This window comes from Mycobacterium sp. 4D054 (assembly GCF_052245755.1).
Classification (GTDB): domain Bacteria; phylum Actinomycetota; class Actinomycetes; order Mycobacteriales; family Mycobacteriaceae; genus Mycobacterium.
The window spans coordinates 16,028-29,831 of the sequence record NZ_JBQQCF010000033.1; the positions used below are offsets into that span (position 1 = coordinate 16,028).

Annotated in this window: 17 protein-coding genes; 10 read left to right on the forward strand and 7 right to left on the reverse strand. The window is 68.3% G+C overall.

Annotated elements, in window-relative coordinates; translation table 11 throughout:
• Nucleotides 1–38: 38 nt before the first annotated feature.
• Nucleotides 39–1,694 carry an HAD hydrolase family protein gene (locus ACTWP6_RS21220; protein ID WP_260757406.1) on the forward strand — a complete coding sequence of 552 codons (1,656 nt, stop codon included), beginning with the start codon at nucleotides 39–41 and terminating at the stop codon, nucleotides 1,692–1,694.
• Here ACTWP6_RS21220 and ACTWP6_RS21225 read toward each other — a convergent pair.
• The 5 genes from ACTWP6_RS21225 to ACTWP6_RS21245 form a co-directional block, all read right to left on the reverse strand.
• On the reverse strand, nucleotides 1,673–3,172 hold the full coding sequence (locus ACTWP6_RS21225; RefSeq protein ID WP_260757410.1) for a cation:proton antiporter family protein: 1,500 nt from the start codon (nucleotides 3,170–3,172) through the stop codon (nucleotides 1,673–1,675). The genes ACTWP6_RS21220 and ACTWP6_RS21225 overlap by 22 nt on opposite strands.
• Nucleotides 3,118–3,342 (reverse strand): cation:proton antiporter, encoded by a 225-nt coding sequence (locus ACTWP6_RS21230; protein WP_260757412.1) that lies wholly within the window; start codon nucleotides 3,340–3,342, stop codon nucleotides 3,118–3,120. Before ACTWP6_RS21230 ends, ACTWP6_RS21225 begins: the two co-directional genes overlap by 55 nt.
• Before the next feature lie 40 nt (nucleotides 3,343–3,382).
• Nucleotides 3,383–4,258 (reverse strand): universal stress protein, encoded by an 876-nt coding sequence (locus ACTWP6_RS21235; RefSeq protein WP_260757414.1) that lies wholly within the window; start codon nucleotides 4,256–4,258, stop codon nucleotides 3,383–3,385.
• Between the two features lie 120 nt (nucleotides 4,259–4,378).
• Nucleotides 4,379–5,380 (reverse strand): magnesium transporter, encoded by a 1,002-nt coding sequence (locus tag ACTWP6_RS21240; protein ID WP_260757415.1) that lies wholly within the window; start codon nucleotides 5,378–5,380, stop codon nucleotides 4,379–4,381.
• Nucleotides 5,377–6,756 (reverse strand): wax ester/triacylglycerol synthase family O-acyltransferase, encoded by a 1,380-nt coding sequence (locus tag ACTWP6_RS21245; RefSeq protein ID WP_260757416.1) that lies wholly within the window; start codon nucleotides 6,754–6,756, stop codon nucleotides 5,377–5,379. The genes ACTWP6_RS21240 and ACTWP6_RS21245 overlap by 4 nt, the downstream gene beginning before the upstream one ends.
• A gap of 132 nt (nucleotides 6,757–6,888) precedes the next feature.
• On the opposite strand from ACTWP6_RS21245, the gene dosR reads away from it, so the two are divergent.
• From dosR to truA, 9 genes are all read left to right on the forward strand, one after another.
• On the forward strand, nucleotides 6,889–7,533 hold the full coding sequence (gene dosR, locus ACTWP6_RS21250; protein ID WP_260757417.1) for a hypoxia response regulator transcription factor DosR/DevR: 645 nt from the start codon (nucleotides 6,889–6,891) through the stop codon (nucleotides 7,531–7,533).
• A 237-nt stretch (nucleotides 7,534–7,770) separates the two neighbouring features.
• Entirely contained in the window at nucleotides 7,771–7,992 is a 222-nt protein-coding gene (gene infA, locus ACTWP6_RS21255) for a translation initiation factor IF-1 (RefSeq protein ID WP_003418601.1), read from the forward strand.
• Between the two features lie 47 nt (nucleotides 7,993–8,039).
• On the forward strand, nucleotides 8,040–8,153 hold the full coding sequence (gene rpmJ, locus ACTWP6_RS21260; RefSeq protein ID WP_003879483.1) for a 50S ribosomal protein L36: 114 nt from the start codon (nucleotides 8,040–8,042) through the stop codon (nucleotides 8,151–8,153).
• Nucleotides 8,154–8,347: 194 nt separating this feature from the next.
• The gene (rpsM, locus tag ACTWP6_RS21265) at nucleotides 8,348–8,722 is read left to right on the forward strand and encodes a 30S ribosomal protein S13 (RefSeq protein ID WP_003929501.1); all 375 of its coding nucleotides are present in this window, start codon (nucleotides 8,348–8,350) and stop codon (nucleotides 8,720–8,722) included.
• Between the two features lie 6 nt (nucleotides 8,723–8,728).
• Nucleotides 8,729–9,139 (forward strand): 30S ribosomal protein S11, encoded by a 411-nt coding sequence (rpsK, locus tag ACTWP6_RS21270; protein ID WP_260757419.1) that lies wholly within the window; start codon nucleotides 8,729–8,731, stop codon nucleotides 9,137–9,139.
• Between the two features lie 19 nt (nucleotides 9,140–9,158).
• On the forward strand, nucleotides 9,159–9,764 hold the full coding sequence (gene rpsD / locus ACTWP6_RS21275) for a 30S ribosomal protein S4 (RefSeq protein ID WP_067963613.1): 606 nt from the start codon (nucleotides 9,159–9,161) through the stop codon (nucleotides 9,762–9,764).
• Between the two features lie 83 nt (nucleotides 9,765–9,847).
• Nucleotides 9,848–10,900, forward strand: coding sequence for a DNA-directed RNA polymerase subunit alpha (locus tag ACTWP6_RS21280; RefSeq protein WP_260757427.1), 1,053 nt, complete (start codon nucleotides 9,848–9,850; stop codon nucleotides 10,898–10,900).
• A gap of 57 nt (nucleotides 10,901–10,957) precedes the next feature.
• Complete coding sequence (rplQ, locus tag ACTWP6_RS21285) at nucleotides 10,958–11,545, forward strand: 50S ribosomal protein L17 (RefSeq protein WP_260757428.1); 588 nt, start codon at nucleotides 10,958–10,960, stop codon at nucleotides 11,543–11,545.
• The gene (gene truA, locus ACTWP6_RS21290) at nucleotides 11,529–12,431 is read left to right on the forward strand and encodes a tRNA pseudouridine(38-40) synthase TruA (protein ID WP_260757429.1); all 903 of its coding nucleotides are present in this window, start codon (nucleotides 11,529–11,531) and stop codon (nucleotides 12,429–12,431) included. The genes rplQ and truA overlap by 17 nt, the downstream gene beginning before the upstream one ends.
• On the opposite strand, the gene ACTWP6_RS21295 is transcribed toward truA, so the two are convergent.
• Nucleotides 12,432–13,094: a cutinase family protein gene (locus tag ACTWP6_RS21295; RefSeq protein WP_260757435.1), complete on the reverse strand. Its 663-nt coding sequence runs from the start codon at nucleotides 13,092–13,094 to the stop codon at nucleotides 12,432–12,434.
• 28 nt (nucleotides 13,095–13,122) lie between these two features.
• Nucleotides 13,123–13,761, reverse strand: coding sequence for a cutinase family protein (locus ACTWP6_RS21300; protein ID WP_260757959.1), 639 nt, complete (start codon nucleotides 13,759–13,761; stop codon nucleotides 13,123–13,125).
• Nucleotides 13,762–13,804 lie beyond the last annotated feature (43 nt).

Consider the following 13,804-nt stretch of genomic DNA (forward strand, 5'->3'; position numbering starts at 1 on the left):
ACTTGCAGTGATCGCGGCCGGCTCAGGGTCGGGGTGCCATGGCGTTTTATAAAGTCGTCGCGACCGATATCGACGGCACGCTGACATCGGCCGGTGAACTGTCCTCCGATGCGCTGCGTGCCATCCGGCGGGCCCGGGACCGCGGACTGTCGATCGTGTTCGTCACCGGACGCATCGGAGCCGACCTCTACGCCGAGTTCCCCGGCATCGCCGAGCATGCCGACGCGCTGGTGCTGGAGAACGGCGCCATGGCGGTGATCGACGGTCGCGAGGTCGCGCTGTCGGCGCCGGTGGAGTCTGCCCTGGACACGGAGTTGACGCGGCGGTGCATCCCTTTTCGGCGGGGTGCGGCGTTGATCGCCGGCGACGGCAAGCACGCCGCCGAGGTCGTCGAGGCGATCGGGATGCTCGGTCTGGACTGCCAGATCGTCCGCAACCGTGAAGCGTTGATGGTGTTGCCCGCGGGGGTGACCAAAGGCAGCGGGTTGCACAACCTGCTCACCCGGATGAACCGCTCGCTGCGCAACACGATTGCGATCGGTGACGCCGAGAACGACCTGTCGATGATGGCGGCCGCCGAGATGGGAGTGGCGGTGGTCAACGCCGTCGCATCGGTCAAGGCGCACGCCGACGTCGTCATCGACGGTCGGGACGGAAAAGGGGTCGCCCGGCTGCTGGACGGGCCGATCGTCAGCGGGGCCCGGCGATGGTGCCCGATGCGGCGGTGGATCGACATCGGCGTGTTCGAGGATCAGACACCGGCGCGGTTGCCGGGCAGCCAGGGCCGCATCGTGGTCACCGGCCCTCCGGGCTCAGGCAAGAGCCACCTGATCGGGCTGATGGCCGAGCAGTGGATCCTCGCCGGCTACGGCGTGCTCGTGGTCGATCCCGAAGGCGACCACACCGAACTCAGGGATCTCGACAGCGTCGTCCTCGTCGACAGCCGACGGCACCTGCTCGAACCTCCCGATCTGGTCGAGATGCTGCACCCCCGAACCAGTCTCGTGGTGGACCTGTCGGCTCTGAATGCCGCCGCCAAGAGCGGGTACATCCACCGTCTCCGGGCCGTCGTCGAGGCGCACCGCGAACAGTACGGCTTCCCGCACTGGGTCATCTGGGACGAGGCCCACCTGCTGGGCCCCCAGCAGGAAGTCCGCTGGGTGCGCCGCGGCGGCTACGTGTTGTCGTCCTTCGCGCCGGCGACGCTGCCCGCCGACGAGGTCGACGCCAGCGACGTCGTCGTGGAGACCCTCAGTCCGGAAGGCGCTGAAGCGGCACCGTGGCCGGTCGCACGCGCGGTCATCAGGCACGGCGGCGGCCGGCCGCGCTGCTTCACCGTCGCGGGCCGCCGCACGAGCCACATCCGTCATCGGCACAAGTACGCCGACGTCGCCCTTCCTCAGGAGCGCCGGTTCTACTTTCAACCCACCGACGGGCAGGCACCGGCACCGGCGGCGACGATGCGGGAGTTCGGCGAGGCCATGATCCGGCTGGCGCCTGAGACGTTGCGCTTCCACCTCGAGCGCGGCGACTTCTCCCGCTGGTTGCGGCACACCATCGCCGACGCCGAGCTGGCGGCCGAGGTGGCGTCGTGGGAGGACGAACTGGCCGCGCATCACGCTGCCGAAGCCGAGCGGATCCGCACCCGGATCTCGCACGCGGTGCAGAAGCGCTACCTCGAAGCTCCCGGCTGAGGATTCTGCTCGTCGTCGTTCCCCGAGTCGCCGGCGGTGAGCAGGTCGTGCAGCGTGTTCGAGGTACTGTGCGCGGCGGCCGAGAACGGCTCGAGGACGATGTCCACCTCGGCGGCGCGAAGTCGTTCGGCGTCATGGCGCGTGTGTGCGGTCAACGCCACGGCTCCGGTGAAGTGGTGTTGCCGAAGGCCGTGCAGCAGAGCGAGATTCGTTTGCAGGCTCGGTATCGCGCTGATGACGTATCTGGCCCGGTCCAGCGGCAGCGCCTCGAGGAGGTCGAGGTCCTCCGCACTGCCGAAAGCGGTCGACACCCCGCGGCGGCGGTGCGTGCTGACGCCGTGCGGGTCGAAGTCGACACCGAGGACCCGGTGGCCGGCGCCGGTCAGACGCTCGGCGAGATGACTGCCGAAGCGACCCAGTCCGAACAGGATGACGTCGAAGTCACCGTCGGCGCCGGCGGCCACGTGCTCGCGCTGACGTTGTCTCTCGAAGTGGGACAACCACCGCTTCGACCGTTCGTAGATGCTGTCCGAATACGTCGTCATGTAGGCCGACACGGCGATGGTGAGGAGACCGACGACCGTGATCAGGCTGACCGTGGCGTTGTCGATGTGCCCGAGCGTCAGCCCCAAAGCGGCCAGGATCAACGAGAATTCAGAGACCTGGGCGAGCGGCAGACCGACCAGGAATCCGACACGCGCGGGATACCGCATCACCGACATGATCGCGATGACGATCACCGGCTTGGCCACCAACACGAACAGAGAGAGCAACACCGCCTCGGTGATCTGGCCCTCGGCTTCGCGCAAGTCCAGGCCGGCGCCCAGGTTCAGGAAGAAGAAGAACAGCAGGAAGTCCCGCAGGCTGACCAGGCGGGCACCGAGTGCGTCACGGAACTGGGTGCCTGCCAACGACACTCCGGCCAGGAACGCCCCGACCTCGGAGCTGAACCCCAGCCACTCACTGAACGAGGCGATCGACATCGCATAGGCGACGCCGAACAGCACCAGGAGCTCCTGCGACCGCGCGATCTGCGGCATGACCCAGGGCAGGACGAACCGCATCAGCACCCAGACGGCGGCGAGCAGACCGACGCCCTTGAGCGCCACCGCCGCGATACCCGCGGCGACGCCGCCGTCACCGCCTGTGCCGTACGCCGTGAGGGCGATCATCACCACCACGACGACGATGTCCTGGACGATGAGTATGCCGAGTGCGATCCGGCCGTGCAGCGTGTCGAGCTCGCGCTTGTCCGACAACAATTTCACGATGATGATCGTGGACGAGAATGTGAGCGCGACGCCGACATAGACCGCGGTGACGGTGTCCATCCCGAGACCGAGGGAGATCAGGAATCCGAGCGCGAAGGTGACGAATACCTGGCCGAGTCCAGCGACCACCGCGACAGGACCGGTGTTGCGGATCATGTGCAGATCCAGCCGGAGCCCGACCAGGAACAGCAGGATCGCCAGCCCCATCTGGCCAGGGTGCTGTCGACGGTCACCCAGCCCGCGCCGACCGGGCCGGCCGCGACACCGACCAGGATGAAGGCCACGATCAGCGGCTGCCGCAGCCTGGTGGCGATCAATCCTGCGACGGTGGCGAGCGCCAGGACGACGGCGATGGTGGCGAAAGGGTGAAGGTGCATCACGAACTGGTCTCGGCCAGGGGGGTCACCACCGCGGCGTTCACCGGGGCCGCACCACCATCACGGGGATCCTGGCTGCCTGCACCGCGACCGCGCTGACCGACCCGAGCAGTGAGCCCGTCACCGCGCCGTATCCATGGCTGCCGACGACGAGGAGCTGGGCCGAGTCGGACCGCTCGACGAGGCGGCGGGCCGGTTCGTCGGGCACAACCACGAGTTCGACCGTCACCTCGGGGTAGCGCCGCTGCCAGTCGGCGAGCTGACGGGACGCCTCCGCTTCGACCTCGGGACGTAGCTCGTTCCAGTCGAAGCCCGGCATCTCGAAGGCTCCCGGCGACCACCACGCATGCAGCACGACGAGCCCCACCTTCCGCCGGGATGCCTCCTGGAAAGCGATGTCGACGGCGGGTTCGGCTGCCGGCGAGCCGTCGAAGCCCAACAGCACCGGCGCCCCCTCGCCGGCGGCCGGCGCTTCGTCGCGCACCACCACGACCGGGCCGTGGGCGCGGTGAACCAGGCCCATGCTGGTGCTGCCGAGCACTTTCCGGGCCAGCCCGCCCCGGCCCCGGGAGCCGACCACCACCATGCCCGCGGTGCGGGACTGCTCCACCAGAGCCGCGGTCGGTGTCGCCACGGCGAACTCGGCGGTGACCGGCACCGTTCCCGCGGAGAGCTTCTCGGCGATCTGCCGGGCGTCGGTGAGGATGTCCTGGCCGATCTCCCGCTGCCAGTCCAGGAAACCGGTCGGCACCGGCGCCACCGGCCATGCCCCGATCGGCAGCGTGGTCGCGTACAGGATCACAAGCGGGACCTCGCGCAGCGCGGCCTCCTTGGCGGCCCATTCGAGGGCCGGCTGCGACGAGGGTGAATCATCGACTCCGACAACTACCTTGCCGATCTCAACCGCAGCGGACATCGTGTCTCCTGTTCTCGTGTCGGCGGCGTGGATCCGATGCCGCGCCGCACCCCCACGTTATGGGCCGCGCGGGCCCGCTTCTAGAGACCTTCGGCCTCGGCCGCCCGTCATTGCGGGCGCTCAGGTGAGCAGCACGCTGACGGCGCCGAAATAGAGCAGGATCGACAGCAGGTCCTGGGCCACCGTGGCCAGCGGTCCGGCTCCGAACGCGGGATCCCGGCCGAGTCGGTGCAACAGCCACGGCAGGCACAGCGCCACCACGGTGGACACCGTGCCGGCGCCGACGACCGTCAACGAGACAGCCAGTGCCAGCGCAGGATTGGCCGTCATCACTGCCACCACCGGCCACATCACGGTGCCCAGCAGGACACCCACCGCCAGGCCGGTGAGCGCTTCCCGGGCCGCGATCCGGCGGATGCCGACACCCACACTCAAACCGCGGATCGCCAGCGTCTCGGTCTGGGTGCCGACCGCGTCGGCCAGATACACGATGCCCGGAACGAAGTACGCGATAGCCAGGTCGGCGTTGAGATGTTCGTCGAACGCGCTCATCAGGATCGCCGAAGCCATCGCGCCGATCAGTCCGACCACCAGCCACGGGACCCTGTGCCACAACCGTTTTCGCACCGACTCTATGCTCGTCGAGCGCGCCGATTCCACGCTGCGCAGGAAGCCGCCGAGCCTGGCGAGGTCCTCGTCGTGTTCCTGCAGCAGGACCGCGAGAAACCGGTGCGGCGTGATCAGCCCGAGGAAGCGGGCGCCGCCGTCGACGACGGCGAGGTATGGCTCCGCTCGGTGCACGGCCTGCCACGCCGCATGCTCCTGATCGGTCTCCGGAGCAACGGTCGGCGGCGCCGCGTCCATCACATCACGCAGACGTTGCCCGGCCGAGGCGGCCAGCACCGCCTCCAGAGTCGCGATCCCGATCAGCCGCCCGTCGGCGTCGAGCACCGCGATGGCGGCGGCACTGTCGAATCGCATCCCCCGCATGGCGGTCAGCGCTTCGCCGGCCGTGGTGTCCGGCGCGAAGGTCGGGACCTCGCGGGTGGCGAGGTGCAGCGCCCGGTCGGCCGGGCCGAGCAGATCGATCTGAGCAGGGATGACGGCCTTCGTCGGTGTCACGCGTGGACCTGGCTCGGTCGTCGCGAAGCGGCCGACAGCGCGGCCACCGCCGCGCCGATGCCCGAAGCGAGTTCATCCACGTCCGGGAAGGTGTCGAAGTCGGTGGTGATCCCGAAGACCAGCTCGTCCCCGTAGCTCAGGATCGCCACCGCCGTCCGCAGCCGCAGCGCCATCGGTGGCACGGGAAGCATGCGCACCACGTCACGGCCCATCACCTGCAACCGGTGTTGCGGCCCCGGCACATTGGTCGCCAGCGTGACCACACCGCGTTGCGGTAACGACGTCAGCACCCGGATCGCGCGGGTGGCCAGCGCGAACGGCACGAGCTTGATCGCGGCCACCGCCGCGCTGCCGGCCTGGCGCTGACCGCCGGCCTTGACCCGGGCGAGCCGACGGTGCACGGTCCGCAGTTGCCGCACGCGGTCCGGCTCGTCCACGGGCAGGTACGGAAGCATCATCGACACCCGGTTGTCGAGCCGGCCTGCCGCATGACCGGAGCGCACCGACACCGGAACCAGGGTGCGCAACGAATCCGGGCGCGGCTGCTCGCCGCGCCGCAGCAGGGCGGACCGGAAACTGTCGGTGATCGCGGCCAGTGCGACGTCGTTGATCGTCACGTCGAAGGCCTGACACACAGAGGCCACCTGAGCCAGAGGCACTTGCACCGCGCTGTACCGGCGCAACGTGGTGACCGGGCCGTTGAGCGAGGATGCCGAATCCCGGAGCAGGCCGCCGACGATCCCGACGGCTCCCCGCGCGGTCACCGCGGCGGTGGCGGCCACTGCCGAGACGGCGTCCCACCCGGCACGCGCCCACCGCACCGGGTTCAGCGTCGGGGTCGGCAGCGCCGGGCCGCGATCAGCGGCCTCGTGCGCGGCGCGGATCGCTCCGGCGTAGGTTTCCCCTTCGCCACCGTCGCTGAGGCCGGCGATCAGGTGCATGGCGGCGATGCCGTCCGCCAGGCAGTGGTGGACCTTCATCAGGATGGCCCACCGGGCGTCGGCCAGACCTTCGATGATCCAGGCCTGCCACAGCGGACGCTCCCGGTCCAGGCGCGGCTCCATCGCCTCCGCGGTGAACCGGAACAGTGCCGCGTCGTCGCCGGGGTGTGGGAGAGCGGCGTGGCGGATGTGGTGCTCGAGATCGAGCGCGGGATCGTTCACCCATTCCGGTGCCGACAGGTCGAACCGCTGCCGGCGCACCACCTGCCGCAGCCGGGGCACCATCAGGATCCGCTCGCTGATGGCCGCGACGATCTCGTGGAAATCAGGCACCGGACCCTCGAGGACGGACGCGGCCCCCACCGCGAGGCTGACGTGCCGATCGGCGTCCTCGGCGTCGAGGAAGCCGGCATCGAAGGCGGTCAACCGGTCCACAAAACAACTATCGGCCGGAACGGAACGCCGGTGGCAGAGTCCGAGGTCCCTGCCGGTCGGGGACCTGCGGCCCTAGTCACCGCCCGGGACAGCGCCGAAGATCCACACCGAGGGCGGCGGAAAGGTTCTCTGATGGTCCGGGTCTTCTTGGTCGACGACCACGAGGTGGTCAGGCGGGGCCTGATCGATCTGCTCAGCGCCGACCCGGCGTTGGAGGTGGTCGGCGAGGCGGGCTCCGTCTCCGAGGCGCTGGCCCGGATACCCGCCGTCTCACCGGACGTGGCGGTGCTCGACGTCCGGCTACCAGACGGCAACGGCATCGAACTGTGCCGGGAGCTGCTGTCACGGATGCCGGGGCTACGCTGCCTGATGCTGACGTCGTTCACCTCCGACGAAGCGATGCTCGACGCGATCCTGGCCGGGGCCAGCGGATACGTGGTCAAGGACATCAAGGGCATGGATCTGGCGACAGCGATCCGGGAAGTGGGTGCGGGCCGGTCGCTGCTCGACAATCGCGCGGCCGCGGCGCTGATGTCGAAGCTGCGCAGCGCGGCCGAGCACGCGGACCCGTTGTCGGGGCTGAGCTCGCAGGAGAGGGTGCTGCTGAACCTGCTGGGGGAGGGGCTGACCAACAAGCAGATCGCGGACCGGATGTTCCTGGCGGAGAAGACGGTGAAGAACTACGTGTCGCGGCTTCTCACCAAACTGGGCATGGAGCGCCGCACCCAGGCCGCGGCGTTCGTATCCCGCCTCGACCGCGCCGAGCGGGGTTTCTAGCCCGGCGCCGCGGCCCCGGTCGCCGACCGGCGGCGCAGATTTTGGGCGAGCGCTCTTGGCGAGTACCATGGATCAACGGTGCGGCTTCCGCGCCGACTTTTTGCGTGCCCCATCGGGAACCTTCGCCTTCGAGCGGGAATTCCCCGGATCCGGCCCACGTTGTCAAGTCGGACCGAAGGCTGCGCCGAAGAGGCCAGCAAAGCCGGTACGAAACGAAAGCAAGGATCGTTACAAAGTATGGCCAAAAAAGACGGTGCCATAGAGGTTGAGGGTCGTGTCGTCGAACCCCTGCCCAATGCGATGTTCCGCATTGAGCTGGAGAACGGACACAAGGTCCTCGCCCACATCAGCGGAAAGATGCGGCAGCACTACATCCGTATCCTCCCCGAGGACCGTGTGGTGGTGGAGTTGTCTCCCTACGACCTGTCCCGTGGCCGCATCGTGTACCGCTACAAGTAAGCCCCGAAGACCACCGAAGAACCACGAGAAGAAGGATCGACACAGCCGTGAAGGTGAACCCGAGCGTCAAGCCGATCTGCGACAAGTGCAGGGTGATCCGCCGGCATGGGCGGGTCATGGTGATCTGCTCCGATCCCCGTCACAAGCAGCGGCAAGGCTAGTCACGCAGCCGAGCAGTAGCAGTACCCACAACTGAATGATGACCTCCCAGCACCACTGAGCGGCATACGGTCGCTCGATATCGATGAGCGCTTGCGCGAAGAGCATCGATAACGTCCGGAACGGAGGCCGGACCCCGGGTCAACCCGGGAACGGACTGGGATCAGACCTCCGCAGAACACGAGGAATGGCACATATGGCCCGTCTTATGGGCGTCGACCTCCCGCGCGACAAGCGCATGGAGATCGCTTTGACATATATCTACGGCATCGGCCGCACGCGGTCCCAGGAGATCCTGGAAGCCACCGGCATCAGCCGGGACATGCGCACCAAGGACCTGACCGACGATCAGGTGACGCAGCTGCGCGACTACATCGAGGGCAACCTCAAGGTGGAGGGCGATCTGCGCCGCGAGGTGCAGGCCGACATCCGCCGCAAGATCGAGATCGGCTGCTACCAGGGCCTGCGGCACCGCCGTGGCCTGCCGGTGCGCGGCCAGCGCACCAAGACCAACGCGCGTACCCGCAAGGGCCCCAAGCGCACCATCGCCGGCAAGAAGAAGGCCAGGTAACCCCGGATGGCACAGGCAAAGAAGGGCGCCCCCAAGAAGGGGCAGAAGACCCGTCGCAGGGAAAAGAAGAACGTCCCGCACGGCGCCGCCCACATCAAGAGCACGTTCAACAACACCATCGTGTCCATCACCGACCCCCAGGGCAACGTCATCGCCTGGGCGTCCTCCGGGCACGTCGGCTTCAAGGGGTCGCGTAAGTCCACCCCGTTCGCCGCGCAGCTGGCCGCCGAGAACGCGGCCCGCAAGGCGCAGGAGCACGGCGTCAAGAAGGTCGACGTCTTCGTCAAGGGCCCGGGCTCGGGCCGTGAGACCGCCATCCGCTCGCTGCAGGCGGCCGGCCTCGAGGTCGGTGCGATCTCCGATGTCACCCCGCAGCCGCACAACGGTTGCCGTCCGCCCAAGCGGCGCCGGGTCTAGGAAAGGGAGTTAGAGACTCATGGCTCGTTACACCGGACCCGTCACCCGCAAGTCGCGCCGCCTCGGCGTCGACCTCGTCGGCGGAGATCAGTCCTTCGAGAAGCGCCCCTACCCGCCCGGCCAGCACGGCCGCGCGCGGATCAAGGAGAGCGAGTACCGCACCCAGCTGCAGGAGAAGCAGAAGGCCCGCTTCACCTACGGCGTCATGGAGAAGCAGTTCCGTCGCTACTACGAGGAGGCCAACCGCCTCCCCGGCAAGACCGGTGACAACCTGCTCCGCATCCTGGAGAGCCGTCTGGACAACGTCGTGTACCGCGCCGGCCTGGCCCGCACCCGCCGCATGGCGCGTCAGCTGGTCAGCCACGGTCACTTCACCGTCAACGGCGTGAAGGTCGACGTGCCCAGCTACCGGGTGTCGCAGTACGACATCATCGACGTCAAGGACAAGTCGCTGAACACGCTGCCGTTCGAGGTGGCGCGGCAGACCGCCGGCGAGCGTCCGATCCCGGGCTGGCTGCAGGTCGTCGGCGAGCGTCAGCGCATCCTCGTGCACCAGCTGCCCGAGCGCGCGCAGATCGACGTGCCGCTCACCGAGCAGCTCATCGTCGAGCTGTACTCGAAGTAGTCACCCTGACCCCGGAATCCACCGGGGCTCAGGCCACTTAACGGCATCAAATAGCGGGTGCCGAGAAGGAGAAAAGAAACACCATGCTGATTTCTCAGCGCCCCACCCTGAGCGAAGAGGTTCTCGCCGAGAACCGCTCCCAGTTCGTGATCGAACCGCTGGAGCCCGGATTCGGTTACACCCTCGGAAACTCGCTGCGCCGCACGCTGCTGTCGTCCATCCCGGGCGCGGCCGTCACCAGCATCCGCATCGACGGTGTGCTGCACGAGTTCACCACCGTCCCCGGAGTCAAGGAAGACGTCACCGACATCATCCTGAACCTCAAGGGTCTGGTCGTGTCCTCCGAGGAGGACGAGCCGGTCACCATGTACCTGCGCAAGCAGGGCCCGGGTGAGGTCACCGCCGGCGACATCGTGCCGCCCGCCGGCGTCACGGTGCACAACCCCGAGATGCACATCGCCACCCTGAACGACAAGGGCAAGCTGGAGGTCGAGCTCGTCGTCGAGCGCGGCCGCGGCTACGTGCCTGCCGTGCAGAACAAGGCCTCCGGCGCCGAGATCGGCCGGATCCCGGTCGATTCCATCTACTCGCCGGTGCTCAAGGTCACCTACAAGGTGGAGGCCACCCGCGTCGAGCAGCGCACCGACTTCGACAAGCTGATCCTCGATGTCGAGACCAAGAACTCGATCACCCCGCGCGACGCACTGGCCTCGGCCGGCAAAACGCTGGTGGAATTGTTCGGTCTGGCACGAGAACTCAACGTCGAGGCCGAGGGCATCGAGATCGGTCCCTCGCCGGCCGAGGCCGATCAGGCCGCGCACTTCGCGCTGCCGATCGACGACCTGGACCTGACGGTGCGGTCGTACAACTGCCTCAAGCGCGAGGGTGTGCACACGGTGGGTGAGCTCGTGGCCCGCACGGAGTCCGATCTGCTGGACATCCGTAACTTCGGCCAGAAGTCCATCGACGAGGTGAAGATCAAGCTGCACCAGCTCGGTCTGTCGCTCAAGGACAGCCCGGCCAGCTTCGATCCGTCCGAGGTCGCCGGCTACGACGTCGCCACCGGCACCTGGAACAGCGATGCCGGCTACGACCTGGACGACAACCAGGACTTTGCCGAAACCGAACAGCTCTAAGAAGTCCGTCCCGGTCCTACCTGATACGGGGACCGGCCCCATTTAGGAGATAGCGCAATGCCCAAGCCCACCAAGGGTCCTCGCCTCGGCGGGTCGTCCTCGCACCAGAAGGCGCTGCTGGCCAATCTGGCCACCTCGCTGTTCGAGCACGGCCGCATCAAGACGACCGAGCCGAAGGCACGGGCGCTGCGTCCGTACGCGGAGAAGCTCATCACCCACGCCAAGAAGGGCACGCTGCACAACCGGCGTGAGGTGATGAAGAAGATCCGCGACAAGGACATCGTGCATGTCCTGTTCGCCGAGATCGGGCCGTTCTTCGCCGACCGCAACGGCGGCTACACCCGCATCATCAAGGTCGAGAACCGCAAGGGCGACAACGCCCCCATGGCGGTCATCGAGCTGGTGCGGGAGAAGACCGTCACCTCCGAGGCGAACCGTGCGCGTCGCGCGGACGCGGCGCAAAAGGTGGCCGCGGCTGCCGCGCCGCAGGCCGCGGTCGAGCCCGAGGCAGCCGAAGGCCCGGCCGCCGAGGAGGAGACCGTCGAAGAGGTCAAGCCAGAAGACGCCGCGATCGAGGAGGCTCAGGAAGCTGAAGCCGCCGAAGAGGTCGCCGAAGCCGAAGCCGAGGATGACAACAAGTCCTGACGACAACGTCGTGAGCATGCCCGCCATCGATTTCGGTGGCGGGCATGTTCGTTTACGCCTCGACATCGCCTACGACGGCACCGAGTTCGCCGGCTGGGCGACACAAACCGGACAGCGCACCGTCGCGGGCGCGATCGACGACGCGCTGTCCACGGTGTTCCGGGCACCGGTGGTCACCCGTGCCGCGGGGCGCACCGATTCCGGGGTGCACGCCACCGGGCAGGTCGCCCACGTCGACGTGCCCGCCGACGCGCTGCCGCACGCCTCCCCGCGCACCCGCCGTCCAGGGGAACCCGAGTTCGGGCCACTGGTCCGCCGATTGGGACGGATGCTGCCCGAGGATGTACGCGTGCGCGAGATAACCCGCGCCGCACCTGGATTCGACGCTCGGTTCTCGGCGCTGCGTCGCCACTACGTCTATCGGTTGACGACGGCGCCGTACGGCGCCGAGCCGCACGAGACCCGGTTCGTCACCGCGTGGCCGCGGCCGCTCGATGTGGCGGCGATGTCCGCCGCCGCCCGGGAGTTGTTGGGGCTGCACGACTTCGCCGCGTTCTGCCGCCACCGGGAAGGGGCGACGACAATCCGGGAACTGCAGCGGCTGGACTGCGAACGCGACGGCGACCGGATCGCCGTGCATGTCAGCGCCGACGCGTTCTGTTGGAACATGGTGCGTTCACTGGTGGGCGCGCTGCTGGCTGTCGGGGAGCACCGCCGCGACCCGGCGTGGTGCGCGGCACTGTTGGATTCGGCGCGACGCTCCAGCGATTTCGCCGCGGCGCCGGCGCGGGGCCTGACGCTCGTCGGTGTCGACTATCCGCCCGACGCCGAGCTTGCGGCCCGCAACCTGGTGACCCGGGACCTGCGTACCGCCGACGAGCTGTAGCTACAGTCGGCCCACGATGAAGTCGGCGGCCTGGTTCACCATGCCCGCGCCGATGTAGGCGGGGGCCAGATGCGCGGGCCAGTAGTCCTGCCAGTTCTCCGGAGCGGTCGGATTGCAGATCGGATCGTCGCCGTGGCACAGCTCGATGATCCGGTCGCGCAGCGCCGGGTTGGTGAAGTTCGCGATCGGCCCGACCCACTGACTGCCGTTACCGAACAGCGCGACGGCGGCGATGTGCCGATCGACACCGTCGGGCAGCGGGCTCTTGAAGCCGAACGCGGCGATCGGGACCGCGACCACCACGTCGGTGACTGCCGCGCCCAGTGAATAGCCGCCCAGCACCAGTCGGGTGTCGGGGCAGTTGCCGGCCATGTACTGGATGCGTTGGCTCATGTCATTGGCGCCGATGTCGACCTCGGTGTCGGCGGGATACTTCACCGCGTAAAGGTCGATGTCCTTGCCGGTCTTGTTGCGCAGCGCGCTGACCAGCGCGTTGCCGATCTGGCCGGCGCCGGGCGACTCGATGCGGCCGCGGGCGAAGATCAGCTCGGCCTCGGGGCAGGACTGTGCCGACGCGAGCGGGGGCGCAACGAACGAGGCTGCGGTGAAGAGGAGCGCAGCCGTGGCCGACAGGACCCGTAATTTTCGCAGCTGACGAATCACCGTGTTGATCTTAATCGGCCGCGGCCGTTCAGACCCGGCCAGCGGCGAAACCGGCGGCCTGGCCGATGAGCGGGGAACGCTCGTAGCTGGTGTGGGCAAACGGGTTGCGGCCCCCGGAACAGATCGGATCACCGTCGGCGCACAGGTCGATTGCCTTACCGGCGAACACTCCGCGGCCCGAAACCGGACTTCCGAACTTGGCAGACGGGTTGCCGAATACCGCGACGGCCGCGACGTTGCCGCCCAGTCCCGCCGGCAGCGGAGGCGCCGAGCCGATGGTGCCGATCCGGTCGCCGAGCGGCGGCACCCCGGCAAGCATCGCGACGACCGCCGCGCCCTGCGAGTAGCCGCCGAGCACGATGCGGGTGTTCGGGCACTGGGCCGCCATGAAGGCGATACGTCCGGTGGCGTCGGTGGCGCCACTGGCCGTGTTCAGGAAGTCGTAGCTGGCGGGATAGTTCACGCCGTAGGTGCCCACGGTCCTACCGCCTAGCTGGTTGCGCAGGGTGTCGGCGAGCGCCTGGCCGACCCGCCCCACGCCGGGCGGCTCACTGGTACCGCGGGCGAAGACCACCTCGACGTCGGGGCACGGCTGAGCAGAAGCCGTTCCGGCGGGAAGGACCACGGCGGCCAAGAAGGCCATCACGGCAGCGGCGGCCGCCAGCATCGGGCGGCTCAGTCGATCGGAAAGCACAAGACACGGTAACGCA

Bases quoted from the DNA above. Each gene is read 5' to 3' on its own strand.
- ACTWP6_RS21220 (WP_260757406.1), top strand. From the start codon at position 39: ATGGCGTTTTATAAAGTCGTCGCGACCGATATCGACGGCACGCTGACA.
- ACTWP6_RS21225 (WP_260757410.1), bottom strand. From the start codon at position 3,172: ATGGGGCTGGCGATCCTGCTGTTCCTGGTCGGGCTCCGGCTGGATCTG.
- ACTWP6_RS21230 (WP_260757412.1), bottom strand. From the start codon at position 3,342: ATGCACCTTCACCCTTTCGCCACCATCGCCGTCGTCCTGGCGCTCGCC.
- ACTWP6_RS21235 (WP_260757414.1), bottom strand. From the start codon at position 4,258: ATGTCCGCTGCGGTTGAGATCGGCAAGGTAGTTGTCGGAGTCGATGAT.
- dosR (WP_260757417.1), top strand. From the start codon at position 6,889: ATGGTCCGGGTCTTCTTGGTCGACGACCACGAGGTGGTCAGGCGGGGC.
- infA (WP_003418601.1), top strand. From the start codon at position 7,771: ATGGCCAAAAAAGACGGTGCCATAGAGGTTGAGGGTCGTGTCGTCGAA.
- rpsM (WP_003929501.1), top strand. From the start codon at position 8,348: ATGGCCCGTCTTATGGGCGTCGACCTCCCGCGCGACAAGCGCATGGAG.
- rpsK (WP_260757419.1), top strand. From the start codon at position 8,729: ATGGCACAGGCAAAGAAGGGCGCCCCCAAGAAGGGGCAGAAGACCCGT.
- rpsD (WP_067963613.1), top strand. From the start codon at position 9,159: ATGGCTCGTTACACCGGACCCGTCACCCGCAAGTCGCGCCGCCTCGGC.
- ACTWP6_RS21280 (WP_260757427.1), top strand. From the start codon at position 9,848: ATGCTGATTTCTCAGCGCCCCACCCTGAGCGAAGAGGTTCTCGCCGAG.
- rplQ (WP_260757428.1), top strand. From the start codon at position 10,958: ATGCCCAAGCCCACCAAGGGTCCTCGCCTCGGCGGGTCGTCCTCGCAC.
- truA (WP_260757429.1), top strand. From the start codon at position 11,529: ATGACAACAAGTCCTGACGACAACGTCGTGAGCATGCCCGCCATCGAT.
- ACTWP6_RS21300 (WP_260757959.1), bottom strand. From the start codon at position 13,761: ATGCTGGCGGCCGCCGCTGCCGTGATGGCCTTCTTGGCCGCCGTGGTC.